This is a genomic window from Gordonia sp. NPDC003429 (assembly GCF_053588575.1).
On sequence record NZ_JBSFQF010000005.1, the window covers coordinates 206,151 to 220,906 of the forward strand.

The following is a 14,756-nucleotide window of genomic DNA, read 5'->3' on the forward strand; positions in this document are numbered from 1 at the left end:
GTCAGCATGCCAACCACCTCCGTGCTGTCCCCCGGTGCGCTGCAGTTCCTGACCGAACGTCACCTGGCAACGCTGGCCACCACGCGCGCCGACGGCACCCCGCATGTGGTGGCGGTGGGTTTCACCTACGACCCCGACAACGGGCTCGCGCGGGTGATCACCACCGACGGAAATCAGAAGGTACGCAACGTGGAACGTGCGGGCTACGGTGCGGTGACCCACGTCGACGGCCCCCGGTGGATCACCCTGGAGGGTCCCGCGGTGGTGCGACGCGACCCCGATCGGGTGGCCGATGCCGAGCGTCGATACGCGGTACGCTATCGCGAGCCGCGGCCCAATCCGCGGCGTGTGGTCATCGAGATCGGGGTCGCCAGAGTATTGGGTTCGCGTACGCTGCTGGACTCCTGATCGGGGCGCTCAGAGCACGACGAGGTCATGCGGGCGGGTGTTCAGCGATGCGCAGCCATCATCGGTGACCACCACGATGTCCTCGATGCGCGCTCCCCACGACCCCGGGAAATACACACCGGGTTCGATGCTGAACGCCATTCCGGGTGCCAGGGTCAGTGTGTTGCCGCTGACGATGTAGGGCTCCTCGTGCACCGACAGGCCGATGCCGTGGCCGGTGCGGTGGATGAAGTTGTCGCCGAAACCGGCCTGCACCAACACATCCCGCGCCGCTGCGTCGACCTCCTCCGCGGTGACGCCGGGCGCGACGGCGGCCACCGCGGCGCGCTGGGCCAGTTGTAACGCGCTGTACGCGTCGGCGATCTCGCCGCTCGGCGGGGCGAAGCAGTAGGTGCGGGTGCTGTCGGAGTTGTAGCCGGGCTCCACCGGTCCGCCGATGTCGATCACGACGACGTCGTCGGCGGTGATCACCCGGTCGGAGAACTCGTGGTGCGGATCGGCGCCGTTGGGTCCGGACCCGACGATGATGAACTCGGCACCGGTGTGCCCCTCCGCCACGATCGCGGCGTCGATGTCGGCGGCCACCTCACGTTCGGTGCGCCCCGGCATCAGCCACTCCCCCATCCGCGCATGCACCCGGTCGATGGCCGCCCCGGCACGGCGCAACGCCTCGATCTCGTTGTCGTCCTTAATCATCCGCAGTTCACGAAGCACCGGCGTGGCCAGCGTCGGGGTGGCCCGGTTGCGGTCGGCGAACGGCACCACGTGCAGCGCGGGCATCGACTCCGACACGGCGATGCGTGACCCGCGCGGCAGACCCGACAGCGCCAGAGTATGGGCGTCGTCGCCGTCGACCCAGTCGTCCACCTCGATCCCGAGTTCCGAAACGGCCGAATCGCGGACCGATGCCAGTTCGAGCCGGGCCACCACGAGGCGCGGGTTGCCCGACGCCGGAATCACCAGCGCCATGAGACGTTCGAAGGTGTCCGCACGCGACCCGGTGAGGTACCGCAGGTCGGGGCCGGGCGAGACGATCAGCGCGTCGAGACCGGCTGCCGCGGTGAGCTCGGCCGCGCGCGCGAGTCGCTGCTGGTAGACGACCGACTCGAAACGTTCGTATCGGTTCGCGTGCACGGACCCGGTGGCACTCATGGACGCAGCCTACGCGGGCCCCCACCCGGATGGCATGGTGTGGGTATGGCCGGATCCCTGATGCTGCTCGACGGCGCGAGCCTGTGGTTTCGCTCGTTTCACGCTCTCCCGGAGAAGTTGACGGCACCCGACGGACGGCCGGTGAATGCGGTGCGCGGCTTCGTGGACACCATCGCGTCGCTGGTCACCACGCACCGACCCACCCGGCTGGTGGTGTGCCTCGACCTCGATTGGCGTCCGGCCTTCCGCACCGAACTCATCGGGTCGTACAAGGCGCACCGGGTGGCCGAAGAAGCGCCGCACGGCACCGGCGGTGACGTCGAGGAGGTGCCCGATACCCTCACCCCGCAGGTCGACATGATTCTCGACCTGCTCGCCGCGGCCGGGCTGACCACCTCCGGTGCCCCCGGCTGCGAGGCCGACGATGTGATCGGCACGCTGGCCCACGCGGAGACGATGGACCCGGTGATGGTGGTCAGCGGCGACCGCGACCTGCTGCAGGTGGTCGCCGACGACCCGGTGCCCGTTCGCGTGCTGTATGTGGGCCGAGGCCTGGCCCGGGCCGAACTGATGGGCCCCCGGGAGGTCGCCGAGAAGTACCGGCTCCCGGCCGATCGCGCCGGAACGGGCTATGCGGAGATGTCGATGCTGCGCGGCGATCCCTCCGACGGGTTGCCGGGCGTGAGCGGAATCGGCGAGAAGACGGCCGCGAAACTGATCTGCGAGTACGGCGACCTCGATGCGCTCGAGGCCGCGGCCACCGACCGCGGAACGTCGCTCACCGCGCGCACTCGCAGCGCGTTGCTGGCGGCCGCCGACTATCTCGACGCGGCCCGCACGGTGGTCACCGTGCGGATCGACGCACCGACCGTCGAGTCGAGAGCCGACGACCATCTGCCCAGCGCGCCCGCCGACCCGGCCGCACTTGCCGATCTCGTCGAGGAACTCGGTGTCGGCGGCTCGGTGGGGCGGTTGGCCGCGGCCCTCGGATGGGAGCTACCGGCCGGTTGAGTGTGCCTCAACTGGTGGGTCGGGCCACCTCGTACTTGCCGTCGTCGTCGAGGAAGGTGACCTTGACCTGCTGTTGCTGGCCGCCGACGGTGACCGAGCAGGTGAACGAATCGCCCTTGCGCACGCGCTGCCCCGACGGGCATTTCACGTTGCTGACGTCGGTGGCCTGGTAGTCACTGGTGAGCACGTGTTTGACGCCGTTCTGCGCGGCGGTCTGATCGAGGTTCTTCGGTGCCCATCCCGGCCATGCGAAGGCGGTGATGAGCAGGATCGCCGCGATCAGTACCAGCGCGCCCCCGCCGGCGATCAACAGGTTGCGCAACCCTTTACGTTGCGGCGTCGTCGACATCGCGGCGAACTGGTCGGGGGCCCCGTACTGGCCGGTGGGCCCGTAGGCTCCCGGCTGCTGGCCATATCCGGGTTGCTGGCCATATCCGGGTTGCTGGCCGTACCCGGGTTGCTCGCCATAGGCGGGCTGAGCATACGGCGACCCGGGGGTGCCGTAGCCCGCCTGTGGCTGACCCGGCTGGGAACCGAATGCGGCGGTCTGCCCGTATCCGCCGGCCGGGGGCTGCTGGTAGCCCTGTGGGGCATACCCGGGCGGGGTGCCGGCACCTTGCGGCGCCTGACCGTAGGCGGGCTGGCCGTAGGGCGACTGGCCCTGGGGAGATTGGCCGCCCTGGGGAGATTGGCCCTGGGGAGATTGGCCCTGGGGAGATTGGCCCTGAGGGGGCTGGCCGTAGGGAGACTGGGCTCCCGGCGGCGGAGTGAGGGGGGCCGCCGTGGTCGGCGGGGCCGCAGGAGTGGGAGGCGGTGTCGGTGATCCGGTGTTGACCACTTCGGTCTCGTTGTCCGGCCCGCCGGGCCTGTTGGGGTCATGGGGGTGGCTCATGGTCTGTCTCCCGCTCTACCCGGCCGCGGTCGGTGCCCGCTGGGTTCTCCGATGGATCTACGGTCGAACCGGGCTCGGTTCACACGTTCCGCCGCGACCTGCGCAGCGATCACGGCACCGACCCGATATGCCTGAAGTACGTTACCGCAGCCGTCATCGACAATCACTTACCCGAACGTCCGACCGTCCGGGCGTCATCCCAGTTCGGCTGCGACCACACCGCGCCGGATCGCGCGTACCGCGGCCCGCGCCGGAACCGACAGCGGCGCGTCGTCTCCGACCCCGAGTCGTATCTGTTCGAGCAGGTCGACCACCTGGCGGTTCCATCGAACGAAATCCCCGGGCGACAGCAGTTGTCCCCGTTCCCCGGCCGCGGCCAGCGATTCGGTGAGCGAACGCCCAGACACCCACAGCGACACCGCAACCGAGAACCCGGTGTCGGGTTCTCGGGTGGGCGATATCCGGTGGGACGTCTCCACCGCGGTCACCGCACGCCAGATCTGCACGGTGTCGGCGATCGCCGTGCGCAGCGCAACACTCCCCGGCATGGCGTCGGCTCCGGCGAAGCTCTCCCGGCGCGATTCGAACACCACCGACGCGACGACGGCCGCCAGTTCGGCCGGGCCGAGCCGGTCCCAGACACCGGCGCGGATGCACTCGGTGACCAGAAGGTCGCTCTCGCTGTAGATTCGGCTGAGCAAATGACCTGTCGGGGTCACCGTGACACCGGTCGCGTCGTCCTCCAGATAGCCGAGTTCGGTGAGTACCGCGACGATGCGATCGAAGGTGGTCGACAGCGTCGAGGTGCGTTCGCCGATCGAGCGTTCCGCCGACACGATGTCACGCACGATGCGGTTGCGTTGCTCGGCCAGCCGGAACAGGTCGTCGGAGCCCTCGATGCGGTGGGCGGGGTGCGCGCGCAGCGCCTGACGCAGTCGCACCAGGTCGGCGTCGTCGGCTGCGGGGGCGCGTTTGCGCGGCCTCCCGCGCGGCATCTCGAGGCCGGTGGAACGCAACGCCGAGGCGAGGTCTCGCCGCCCCCGGCCGGTCCGGCGATCGGGATTCTTCGGCAGACGCATGTTCCCGAGAACCTCGGGCGGATTGACGAAATCCCGGGTCCCCACCCGGCCGCACCACGCGTCCTCGCTGAGCACAAGCGGTTTCGGGTCGGCGGCCTGCGACGCGGGTTCGAGGACCACGGCCAGTCCGCGATGCCTGCCGTTGGGCACCCCGATCACGTGACCCTTCTTGAGCGCCGCGAGGTCGGCCACGGTGGATTCATGTGCGCTGATCCGCTTCTGGAACTTGAGGTCGCGTTCGCGTTGGCGGATCTCCTCCCGCAACGTCACGTAGCCGAGAAAGCCCGAATACGGATCATCTTCTGCCGCAGCGGCACCGACGTCACCGCCGGCACCCACGGCACCCGGTTCGATGCCCCGCGCGCGTGCCGCGCCGCTCAACTCGACGTCGAGTTTGCGCAGCCTCCGGTACATGTCGTCGACCTTGTGTGCCTGCCCCACCACCGAACGATCGGCCTGGAACTGGGCGAACGACCGGTTGAGGAGCGCCCGCGATCCGTCGATTCCGAGGCGCCCGATGAGGTTGACCGCCATGTTGTATTCCGGGGTGAACGAGCTGCGCAGCGGAAAGGTACGTGCCCCGGCGAGCCCGGCGACCTGTTCGGGCACGAGTTCGGGAGACCAGACCACCACCGCGTGACCCTCGACGTCGATGCCGCGCCGACCGGCGCGGCCGGTGAGCTGGGTGAACTCACCCGGGGTCAGGTCGACATGCGACTCGCCGTTGAATTTCACCAGGCGTTCGAGGACCACCGACCGGGCCGGCATGTTGATGCCGAGTGCGAGGGTCTCGGTGGCGAACACCATCCGGACCAGGCCTCGGACGAACAGTTCCTCCACGGTGTGCCGGAAGGTGGGCAGCAGGCCCGCGTGGTGGGCGGCGAACCCACGTCGCAGCCCCGTGCGCCATTCGTCGACGCCGAGGACGTCGGCATCGGCGGGTGAGATCTCGTCGAGATGACGGTCCACCACCTCGTCGACGGCCGCGGCCTCCTCCGGGGTGAGAAGGGTGAGACCCGACCGCAGGCACTGACTCAGTGCGGCGTCGCACCCGACGCGGGAGAAGATGAACCCGATCGCCGGTAGCAACGCCTCCCGGTCGAGCCGCGCGACGAGTTGCGGACGCGACAGCGTCCCGGCGGCGCGTCCGCGTCCCCCCTGGTTGCGTCCGGCCCGGTTCCCGCGGCGTGATCCGGCCGCGCCGCGTTCGTCAGCGAGCAGGATTCGGTGTCGGATATAGCGTTTGAGCTCGCCATTCACCTGCGGCCGGCCCGATCGCGACGACTGCGGGTCGAACAGGTCGAACATCCGTGAGCCCACGAGCATGTGCTGCTCGAGCGGCACCGGACGGTGCTCGTCGACGATGACGGTGGTGTCCCCGCGTACCGTCTGGATCCAGTCGCCGAACTCCTCGGCGTTGCTCACCGTCGCCGACAAGCTCACCACACGCACCGACGGTTCGAGGCCCAGGATCACCTCCTCCCACACCGCACCGCGGAAGCGGTCGGCGAGAAAGTGCACCTCGTCCATCACCACGTGGGACAGTCCGCGCAGTGCCGGCGAGTTGGCGTAGATCATGTTGCGCACCACCTCGGTGGTCATCACGACCACCGGGGCGTCGGAGTTGATGGAACTGTCGCCGGTCAGCAGTCCCACCGACTCACGGCCGTGCACGGCCACCAGGTCGGCGTATTTCTGGTTACTGAGCGCCTTGATGGGCGTGGTGTAGAAACACTTGCTCCCCGCGGCCAGCGCGAGGTGCACCGCGAACTCGCCGACGATCGTCTTGCCCGCGCCGGTGGGTGCACACACGAGCACGCCGTGACCCGATTCCAGGGCCGTGCAGGCATCGACCTGAAAGCCGTCGAGCCCGAAGCTCAACCGTGCCCGGAACCGATCGAGTTCGCTCACAGGATGTCGTCGAAGATGTCCCGGTCGCGTACCGAGGACCGTATCGGTCCCGGCGACGCCACCCGTTCGGTCCGGCCGAGCGACGACGTGTCCGGCGTCCCCGACAGCGTGCTGGCTTCGTCGTCGGGCACCGACAACCAGTCCGGACGGCGGCGTGACTTGCGCTTGTCACTGATGCGGGCGATCTGAATCGAGATCTCCATCAGCAGCGTCAGCGCGAAGGCCAGCGCGCACATCGTGAACGGGTCCTGCCCGGGAGTGGCGAAGGCGGCGAACACGAAGAGCGCGAAGATCAGCCCGCGCCGCCACGTCTTGAGCCGTGCGTAGGGCAGCACCCCGATGTGGTTGAGGGCGACGATGAGCAGCGGCAGTTCGAAACTCACGCCGAAGATGATCAGCAGGTGCAACATGAAGTTGAAGTACTGGTCACCGGCCAGGGCGGTCACCTGAACTCCGTTGCCCACGGTGAGCAGGAACTCGAACGCCTTGGCCACCATCAGGTAGGCGAGCACGGCTCCGGCCACGAACAGCACCGCCGCCGCCGACACGAAGCTGACCGCGTAGCGCCGTTCGTTGGCGTAGAGGCCGGGCGTGATGAACTGCCACAACTGGTAGAACCAGATTGGGCACGCAAGCACGATTCCCGCGGTCAGCGCCACCTTGAGACGCAGCATGAATTGATCGAACGGCCCGGTGGCCAGGAGGCGACACGAGTCGTCGGGGGTCAGCGCAGCCCGCGACGATGCCGGCAGAGAACAGTAGGGCTCGCGCAGCAGGTCACCCAGTGACTCGATTCCGAAGAGGCTGTGGGAGTACCACATGAAGCCGACCATCGTGGTCAGAGCGATGGCGATCATGGCGATCACCAGCCGGGTGCGGAGCTCGTAGAGATGCTCCACCAGCGGCATCGTGCCGTCCGGATTGACCTTGCGTTTGCGGTATCGGGGATCCAGCGGGATACGCACTCGAGTGCTCCGCCGAGCCCCTAAGCGGACTTCTTCACGTCGTCGGCCGCGGGCTCCGACTTCGCGGTCGGCACCTCCGACGTCGACGACCCGCTGGGCAGAGCCTTACTCGCCTCGTCCTTGGCTCCGTCGGCCGGCGTGTCGTCGTCGCGCTGCATCTCCTTCATCTCGCTCTTGAAGATGCGCAGCGAGCGCCCCAGTCCGCGCGCGGTATCGGGCAGCCGTTTGGAGCCGAAGAGCAGCAGCAAGACGATCACGATCACGACGATGTGCCAGGGATGCAAGACGTTCCCGAACATGAAGACCTCCCGATCAGTTCACGCTCATGCTACCCGAGGCGCAGGTTTTGGCATGACAGCGCACGAGCGCGGTAGCGGGGCTTCAGTGGTAGCGGGGCTTCAGTGGTAGCGGGGCTTCAGTGGTAGCGGGCGCGGGCTGCGGTCGCCTCGCTGGTGACCGCATCGGCGATCGCGGGGTCGTCGACCACCCGGATGTGCCCGCCGAAACCGAGGAGGAACCGTGTCAGCCACGCGGGCGAGCCGTAGACGAGGCCGGCGCGCACCGGTGCATCGGGGTCGGTGCGCGCATCGAGTGGCTCCACGGGCTCGATCAGGTAGTAGTCGAGCACCCAGAGTTCGTCGGGATCGATGTCGATGAGCACCGACGGGAGCCCGGGATTGTCGGCGAGGATCACCGACTGTGGTGAGTCGATGGCCCGCTCGGGCGGATCGGAGGGTTCGTCGAGGACCGTGGCCTCCTCCACCCGATCGAAACGGAACAGACGCACACCCTCGCTGCTGCGACACCACGCCTCGAGGTAGGTGTTGTTATCCACCACCTGCAGCCGGATCGGGTCGACCGTGCGTTCGGTGACGGTGTCGCCGGTGGCCGAGTAGTAGCGAATCCGTACCGCACGCCCGGTACGCACCGCCTCACGCAGGGCCGCGTGGGTGGCCGCCGCGCCATCGTCATCATCCGATGCCGCCAGGCCGGGCACCGACTCCCCCACCGCCTGCTCGATCTTGGCGATCGCCCGGTGACCCGCGTCCCGGTCGACCACGCCGGGCATGTCGACAAGCGCCTGCAGCGCGACCAGCAGCGTCGACGCCTCCGTGGTGGTCAGTCGCAGCGGCCGGTCCATGCCCGCCGCGAACTTCACGTCGACGACACCCTCGCTGTACTCGATGTCGATCAGATCATCGGGGTAGTAGCCGGGCAGCCCGCACACGAAGAGCTGGTCGAGATCCTTGGTGAGCTGGCGGGCGGTGACACCGAGATCGGCGGCCGCCTGGTCGATCGAGATGCCGCTGCGCGCCTGGAAATACGGCACCAGGGCCAACAGCCGGCTGATCCGGGAGGGTTGCGCAGTGGCCATCAGACGCTGCTCCCGACGAGCGCGTCGAGTCCGGCGATCACCGCGTCACGCAGTTCCGGCGGATCGAGGACCACGGCTGCGGCGCCTGCGCCGAGCACCATCCGGGTGAGCGTGCCCAGCGACCGGACCTGCACCGTGAGCACGTCTCCGGCATCACCGTCGACGGTGCCGCGTTCGGTGGACGTGGCCAGCCGGCGCAGCCCGGCAGCCTTGCCGTCGGCCACCCAGATCCGCGCGGATCCGGTGTCGGGACCGGTTGCCGAGTCGACCGCTGCGGCGACGACGCCCTGCAGATCCACGTCATCGGGGGCCGCGACGGCGCCGGCCCGACCGACCGTATGGACGGCCGAGATCCGGGACAGCCGGAATGTGCGGGTGGCGTCTCGGTCACGGTCGTGCCCGACGACGTACCAGCGCCGGCGATGGGTCACCACCCCCCACGGCTCCAGGGTGCGGGTGGTGGCCGATGCCGCCGACCCGGGCCGATAGGTGAACCTCACCGCGTGGCCGTCGGTGATCGCGCCCAGGACCACGCCGATCGCGGTCTCCGACCCCATCGACCGGGATGAATCCGACGCCCGGATGCCGAGGTCGTCGTCGGCGCGGACGTCAAAGCCCGCGGCCTGCAACTTGAGCACCGCGGTCTGCGAGATCGCCGACACCTCCGGTGTGACCCACAGCGCCGACGCCGTGGCGATGACGGCCGCCTCGTCGGGTTCCAGGGTGATGTCGGGCAACGCGTAGCTCTCCCGGTTGATGCGGTAGCCGTCCACGCCGCCGCGCTCGATGGGGCCGGTGACCAGCGGGATGCCCAGGTCGCGGAGTTCGGTCTTGTCGCGCTCGAACATCCGGTTGAACGCCTCGTCGGACTGACCGTCGTCGTGGTAGCCCGTGACGTTGCGCCGGATGTACTCCGCGCTCACGAACTGCCGCGTCGACAGCAGACAGATCACCAGATTCAGGAGTCGCTCGACCTTGGACGTCGCCACGACTAGAGAGCCTACGGCTCACATGGAGGCGATGAGGCGATCGACGCGCTCGTCCACACTGCGGAAGGGATCTTTGCACAGCACGGTTCGCTGCGCCTGATCGTTGAGTTTGAGATGCACCCAGTCGACGGTGAAATCACGACCCGCCTTCTGCGCGGCCGAGATGAAATCACCCCGCAACTTCGCCCGCGTGGTCTGCGGGGGCTCGTTGACCGCCGTTTTGATGTCCTCGTCGGTGGTCGCGCGGGTGACCAGACCCTTACGGGAGAGCACATCGAACACGCCCCGGCCCCGCTTGATGTCGTGATAGGCGAGGTCGAGTTGCGCGATCTTCGGGTCGGAGAGATCCATCGAGTACTTGTCCTGATAGCGCTGGAACAGCTTGCGCTTGATCACCCAGTCCACCTCGGTGTCGACCTTGGCGAAGTCGTCGGCCTCGACCGCGTCGAGCATGCGGCCCCACAGGTCGACCACCTTCTCCATCTCGGGGTCGGGACGACGGTTGACCATGTGCTCGACCGCGCGTGCGTGATATTCACGCTGGATGTCGAGGGCGCTGGCCTGCCGCCCACCTGCCAACCGCACCGGTCGCCGACCCGACGGATCGTGACTGACCTCGCGGATCGCGCGGATCGGGTTGTCGAGGGCGAAGTCGCGGAACGCCACGCCCGCCTCGATCATCTCCAGCACCAATGCCGCGGACCCCACCTTGAGCAGGGTGGTCATCTCCGACATGTTCGAGTCGCCGACGATCACGTGCAGGCGACGATACTTCTCGGCGTCGGCGTGCGGTTCGTCGCGCGTGTTGATGATGGGACGTGACCGGGTGGTGGCCGACGACACGCCCTCCCAGATGTGCTCGGCGCGCTGCGACAGGCAGAACGTCGCGGCCTTGGGCGTGGCCAGCACCTTCCCGGCACCGCAGATCAACTGCCGGGTCACCAGGAACGGCAACAGCACGTCGGAGATGCGGGAGAACTCCCCGGCCCGCACCACCAGATAGTTCTCGTGGCAGCCGTATGAGTTGCCCGCCGAGTCGGTGTTGTTCTTGAACAGGTAGATGTCGCCGCCGATGCCTTCATCGGCCAGCCGCTGCTCGGCGTCGACCAGCAGATCCTCGAGCACCAGCTCCCCGGCGCGGTCGTGGTTGATCAGCTGGATCAGGCTATCGCACTCGGCGGTCGCGTACTCCGGATGCGAACCCACGTCGAGGTAGAGACGTGCCCCGTTCTGCAGGAACACATTCGACGACCGGCCCCACGACACGACACGACGGAACAGGTACCTGGCCACCTCGTCGGGACTGAGTCGGCGATGGCCGTGGAAGGTACACGTGACACCGAATTCCGTCTCGATGCCCATGATTCGACGCTGCACGGTTCAACCCTACCCGCGGTGAGCTCGCCCGACCGGCTGCGCGATCAGGACTCGCCCGCTTCCTCATCGGTCGCCGGGGCCTGATCCGCGGGCTCAGCCGGTGCGGTGTCGGCGGGCAGCAGGTCGGCCACAGCCGCCGAACCGAGCCTGCGGAAGGCCCGTCGCGGCCGGTTGCGGTCGAGCACCGCCACTTCGAGGTCAGCCGGGTCGAGGTCGCGCGGCGCCGCCGCGGCACCATTGCCGGTGTCCACCGGCGCCGACAGTGCGGCCACCGCGATCTTCAGTGCGCTGCGCAGATCCAGGTCGGGTTCGTAGCTCTCCCGCAGCGCGGCCGCGATCGACTCGGTGGCACCGCCCATCACCAGGAAACGGGTTTCGTCGGCAATCGAACCGTCGTAGCTGATCCGGTAGAGCTGCGACGGCTTGGGTTTACCCGGCCGCGACACCTCGGCCACACACAGTTCCACCTCGTAGGGTTTCGGCTGCTCGGTGAACACCGACCCCAGCGCGTTGGCGTAGGTGTTGGCCAGCGACAACGCCGACACGTCGGCGCGGTCGTAGCTGTATCCCCGCATGTCGGCGAGCTGGATGCCGGCCTTGCGCAGACTCTCGAACTCGTTGTACTTGCCGACCGCGGCGAACCCGATCCGGTCGTAGATCTCGCTGGTCTTGCGCAGCGTGTTCGACGGGTTCTCGGCGACGAACAGCACGCCGTCGGCGAACGTCAGGATCACCACGCTGCGTCCGCGGGCGATGCCCTTGCGGGCCAGCTCCGAGCGATCCCGCATGATCTGCTCGGCACTGGCGTAATACGGGAAGGTCATCGCGGGGTCCCCTCGTGCTCGGCGGCGCGACGTTCCACGATGGCACGTGCGGCGGCCTCGATCTCGGTGGGCGGCACCTCCCGGGCACCCTCGGCGCCCACGATCACCGCGGTGGGGAAGATCTTGCGGACGATGTCGGGTCCACCGGTCGCCGAATCGTCGTCGGCGGCGTCGTAGAGCGACTCGACCGCGATCGCCAGGGCCGCATCGGCATCCAGGTCGGGTCGGTACAGCTTTTTCAGCGACGACTTGGCGAACACCGATCCCGACCCGATCGCCTGATATCCGCCCAGCTCCTCGTGCCGGTCACCGGCCACGTCGAAGGAGAAGATGCGGCCCCGCTCGCTGGGGTCGTTGTGGTCGATGTCGTAGCCGACCAGCAGCGGGATGGCCGCCAGACCCTGCATCGCGGCGCCCAGGTTGCCGCGGACCATCGACGCCAGGCGACTCACCTTGCCGTCCAGCGTGAGCGGCACACCCTCGATCTTCTCGTAGTGCTCGAGCTCTACGGTGAACAACCGCACCATCTCGATCGCGATCCCGGCGGTGCCGGCGATGCCCGCCGCCGAGTACTCGTCGGTGATGTAGACCTTCTGCACGTCGCGGGTGGCGATGAGGTTGCCCATCGTCGCCCGCCGGTCGCCGGCGAGGACCACCCCGCCGGGAAAACTCACCGCGACGATGGTGGTGCCGTGCGGGATCTCGGAGGTGTCGGCCGACCCGGCGAATCCACCCATGCGATCAGCCCGCGACTGCGGCAACTGATCCGGCGCATGGCTGCGCAGGAAATCGGTGAACGACGAGATGTCGGCGCCGAGCGATGAGAGGGATTCGCGGGAGGTCGGACGGTAGAACGGCAGTGATCCGAACGTGTCGCTCACTGGCCGCCCTTCTGCACGTATGCGCGCACGAAGTCTTCGGCGTTCTCCTCGAGCACATCATCGATTTCGTCGAGCAGATCGTCGGTGTCCTCGGCAAGCTTCTCGCGACGTTCCTGCCCGGCAGCTCCGTCGGGGCCGAGGTCACCATCGTCGTCGCCACCGCCGCGCTTGGTCTGTTCCTGCGCCATCTGCTCTCCTTAGCATCTGCCCGGGCCCGCATCTACCGCAGCCCGCATGTGCCCGAAGCCCGCCGTGCCCACGCCGGGCAACGGCGTAGGTCCACAGTACCGGCGGACGCCGACTCGGGTTGTGCAGAACACGAGGAGATCTGGTGTCACTCAGTTGGTGAGCTGATCCACCAGGTCGGCGGCCGAGTCGACCGAGTCGAGGAGTCTGCCCACGTGGGCGCGGGTCCCGCGCAACGGTTCGAGGGTGGGAATGCGCACCAGGGAGTCACCGCCGAGATCGAAGATCACCGAATCCCAGCTCGCCGCGGCGACGTCGGCGCCGAACCGACGCAGGCACTCGCCCCGGAAGAACGCGCGGGTGTTCTCCGGCGGCTCAGAGATCGCGCGGGTCACCTCCGCCTCGTCGACCAGGCGCTTCATCGAGCCGCGCGCCACCAGCCGGTTGTAGAGGCCCTTGTCGAGGCGCACGTCGGAATACTGCAAATCGATCAGTTGCAGCCGCGGGGCCGACCAGCCGAGTCCCTCACGCTGCCGAAAACCCTCAAGGATCCGCAGCTTGGCCGGCCAATCGAGGATGTCGGCGCACTCCATGGGGTCACGTTCGAGACGGTCGAGCACGTCGGCCCACGTGTCGAGCACATCCATCGCGCGAGCGTCGTCGGAGTGCTCATGCCGATGGAACCGTTCACACCGTTCGAGGTATTCACGCTGCAGCGCCAGGCCGGTGAGTTCGCGGCCGTCGGACAACGCGACGGTGGCCTGCAACGACGGGTCGTGGCTGATCGCATGCACCGCCGACACCGGCCGCGCGAGTTCGAGGTCGGAGAAGTCGACACCGGCCTCGATGAGGTCGAGGACCAGCGCGGTGGTGCCGACCTTGAGGTACGTCGCCGTCTCGGCGAGGTTGGCGTCGCCGATGATGACGTGCAGCCGGCGGTAGCGTTCCGGGTCGGCGTGCGGCTCGTCGCGGGTGTTGATGATGCCGCGTTTGAGTGTGGTCTCCAGACCGACCTCGACCTCGATGTAGTCCGAACGCTGCGACAACTGGTACCCGGCCTCGTCGCCGGACTGCCCGATGCCCACGCGGCCCGAGCCGCTGATCACCTGGCGGGACGCGAAGAACGTGGTGAGTCCACCGATCACCGCGGTGAACGGTGTGTCGCGGTTCATCAGGTAGTTCTCGTGGGTGCCGTAGGAGGCGCCTTTGCCGTCGATGTTGTTCTTGTAGAGCTGCAGTCGCGGCGCGCCCGGCACACTCGCCACGTGGCGGGCCGCGGCCTCCATCACACGTTCACCCGCCTTGTCCCAGATCACCGCGTCGCGGGGGTCGGTCACCTCCGGTGCCGAGTACTCCGGGTGGGCGTGGTCGACGTAGAGCCGCGCGCCGTTGGTGAGGATCATGTTCGCCGCACCGATCTCGTCGGCGTCGATGATGGGCGCGGGCCCCGACCCACGGCCCAGGTCGAAGCCGCGTGCGTCGCGAAGCGGTGATTCCACCTCGTAATCCCAGCGGGTCCGTTTGGCACGGGGCACGCCCGCGGCCGCCGCATAGGCCAGTACGGCCTGCGTCGAGGTCATGATCGGGTTCGCGGTCGGGTCGCCCGGAGCCGAGATCCCGTACTCCACCTCGGTGCCGATGATTCGCTGCATGACATTGAGGGTAGATGTCGGTCGTGTGAAAGGTCGTCACCAGGACCCCGGCCC

Annotated in this window: 14 protein-coding genes; 2 read left to right on the forward strand and 12 right to left on the reverse strand. The window is 68.2% G+C overall.

Annotated features, from left to right (window positions below; genetic code table 11):
- Positions 1 to 6: 6 nt before the first annotated feature.
- Entirely contained in the window at positions 7 to 408 is a 402-nt protein-coding gene (locus ACWDSI_RS08870) for a TIGR03618 family F420-dependent PPOX class oxidoreductase (protein WP_449756316.1), read from the forward strand.
- Positions 409 to 417: 9 nt separating this feature from the next.
- On the opposite strand, the gene ACWDSI_RS08875 is transcribed toward ACWDSI_RS08870, so the two are convergent.
- Entirely contained in the window at positions 418 to 1,560 is a 1,143-nt protein-coding gene (locus ACWDSI_RS08875) for a M24 family metallopeptidase (protein ID WP_449756317.1), read from the reverse strand.
- A 60-nt stretch (positions 1,561 to 1,620) separates the two neighbouring features.
- Here ACWDSI_RS08875 and ACWDSI_RS08880 point away from each other — a divergent pair, with 60 nt between their 5' ends.
- On the forward strand, positions 1,621 to 2,571 hold the full coding sequence (locus tag ACWDSI_RS08880; protein WP_449756341.1) for a 5'-3' exonuclease: 951 nt from the start codon (positions 1,621 to 1,623) through the stop codon (positions 2,569 to 2,571).
- Between the two features lie 7 nt (positions 2,572 to 2,578).
- Here the strand turns inward: ACWDSI_RS08880 and ACWDSI_RS08885 are convergent, their stop codons facing one another.
- From ACWDSI_RS08885 to dop, 11 genes are all read right to left on the reverse strand, one after another.
- Entirely contained in the window at positions 2,579 to 3,463 is an 885-nt protein-coding gene (locus ACWDSI_RS08885) for a DUF4333 domain-containing protein (RefSeq protein ID WP_449756318.1), read from the reverse strand.
- A gap of 194 nt (positions 3,464 to 3,657) precedes the next feature.
- Positions 3,658 to 6,453 carry a DEAD/DEAH box helicase gene (locus ACWDSI_RS08890; protein WP_449746306.1) on the reverse strand — a complete coding sequence of 932 codons (2,796 nt, stop codon included), beginning with the start codon at positions 6,451 to 6,453 and terminating at the stop codon, positions 3,658 to 3,660.
- Positions 6,450 to 7,418, reverse strand: coding sequence for a twin-arginine translocase subunit TatC (gene tatC, locus ACWDSI_RS08895; RefSeq protein WP_449746307.1), 969 nt, complete (start codon positions 7,416 to 7,418; stop codon positions 6,450 to 6,452). The genes ACWDSI_RS08890 and tatC overlap by 4 nt, the downstream gene beginning before the upstream one ends.
- 20 nt (positions 7,419 to 7,438) lie before the next feature.
- Positions 7,439 to 7,717: a Sec-independent protein translocase subunit TatA gene (gene tatA / locus ACWDSI_RS08900; protein ID WP_449746308.1), complete on the reverse strand. Its 279-nt coding sequence runs from the start codon at positions 7,715 to 7,717 to the stop codon at positions 7,439 to 7,441.
- A gap of 116 nt (positions 7,718 to 7,833) precedes the next feature.
- The gene (locus ACWDSI_RS08905) at positions 7,834 to 8,793 is read right to left on the reverse strand and encodes a helix-turn-helix transcriptional regulator (protein ID WP_449746309.1); all 960 of its coding nucleotides are present in this window, start codon (positions 8,791 to 8,793) and stop codon (positions 7,834 to 7,836) included.
- Entirely contained in the window at positions 8,793 to 9,782 is a 990-nt protein-coding gene (locus ACWDSI_RS08910; protein ID WP_449746310.1) for a helix-turn-helix transcriptional regulator, read from the reverse strand. Before ACWDSI_RS08910 ends, ACWDSI_RS08905 begins: the two co-directional genes overlap by 1 nt.
- Before the next feature lie 18 nt (positions 9,783 to 9,800).
- On the reverse strand, positions 9,801 to 11,159 hold the full coding sequence (pafA, locus tag ACWDSI_RS08915; protein ID WP_449746311.1) for a Pup--protein ligase: 1,359 nt from the start codon (positions 11,157 to 11,159) through the stop codon (positions 9,801 to 9,803).
- A 44-nt stretch (positions 11,160 to 11,203) separates the two neighbouring features.
- Positions 11,204 to 11,983 carry a proteasome subunit alpha gene (gene prcA / locus ACWDSI_RS08920; protein WP_449746312.1) on the reverse strand — a complete coding sequence of 260 codons (780 nt, stop codon included), beginning with the start codon at positions 11,981 to 11,983 and terminating at the stop codon, positions 11,204 to 11,206.
- A complete protein-coding gene (gene prcB / locus ACWDSI_RS08925; RefSeq protein WP_449746313.1) occupies positions 11,980 to 12,864 on the reverse strand; it encodes a proteasome subunit beta in 885 nt (294 codons plus the stop codon). The genes prcA and prcB overlap by 4 nt, the downstream gene beginning before the upstream one ends.
- Positions 12,861 to 13,052, reverse strand: coding sequence for a ubiquitin-like protein Pup (locus ACWDSI_RS08930; RefSeq protein WP_449746314.1), 192 nt, complete (start codon positions 13,050 to 13,052; stop codon positions 12,861 to 12,863). Before ACWDSI_RS08930 ends, prcB begins: the two co-directional genes overlap by 4 nt.
- Before the next feature lie 150 nt (positions 13,053 to 13,202).
- A complete protein-coding gene (gene dop, locus ACWDSI_RS08935) occupies positions 13,203 to 14,702 on the reverse strand; it encodes a depupylase/deamidase Dop (protein ID WP_449746315.1) in 1,500 nt (499 codons plus the stop codon).
- Between the last annotated feature and the right edge of the window lie 54 nt (positions 14,703 to 14,756).

Excerpts from the sequence above, each read along its gene's own strand:
- ACWDSI_RS08885 (WP_449756318.1), bottom strand. The coding sequence starts at position 3,463 with ATGAGCCACCCCCATGACCCCAACAGGCCCGGCGGGCCGGACAACGAG.
- ACWDSI_RS08870 (WP_449756316.1), top strand. The coding sequence starts at position 7 with ATGCCAACCACCTCCGTGCTGTCCCCCGGTGCGCTGCAGTTCCTGACC.
- tatA (WP_449746308.1), bottom strand. The coding sequence starts at position 7,717 with ATGTTCGGGAACGTCTTGCATCCCTGGCACATCGTCGTGATCGTGATC.
- ACWDSI_RS08880 (WP_449756341.1), top strand. The coding sequence starts at position 1,621 with ATGCTGCTCGACGGCGCGAGCCTGTGGTTTCGCTCGTTTCACGCTCTC.
- ACWDSI_RS08875 (WP_449756317.1), bottom strand. The coding sequence starts at position 1,560 with ATGAGTGCCACCGGGTCCGTGCACGCGAACCGATACGAACGTTTCGAG.
- ACWDSI_RS08930 (WP_449746314.1), bottom strand. The coding sequence starts at position 13,052 with ATGGCGCAGGAACAGACCAAGCGCGGCGGTGGCGACGACGATGGTGAC.
- dop (WP_449746315.1), bottom strand. The coding sequence starts at position 14,702 with ATGCAGCGAATCATCGGCACCGAGGTGGAGTACGGGATCTCGGCTCCG.
- prcA (WP_449746312.1), bottom strand. The coding sequence starts at position 11,983 with ATGACCTTCCCGTATTACGCCAGTGCCGAGCAGATCATGCGGGATCGC.
- ACWDSI_RS08905 (WP_449746309.1), bottom strand. The coding sequence starts at position 8,793 with ATGGCCACTGCGCAACCCTCCCGGATCAGCCGGCTGTTGGCCCTGGTG.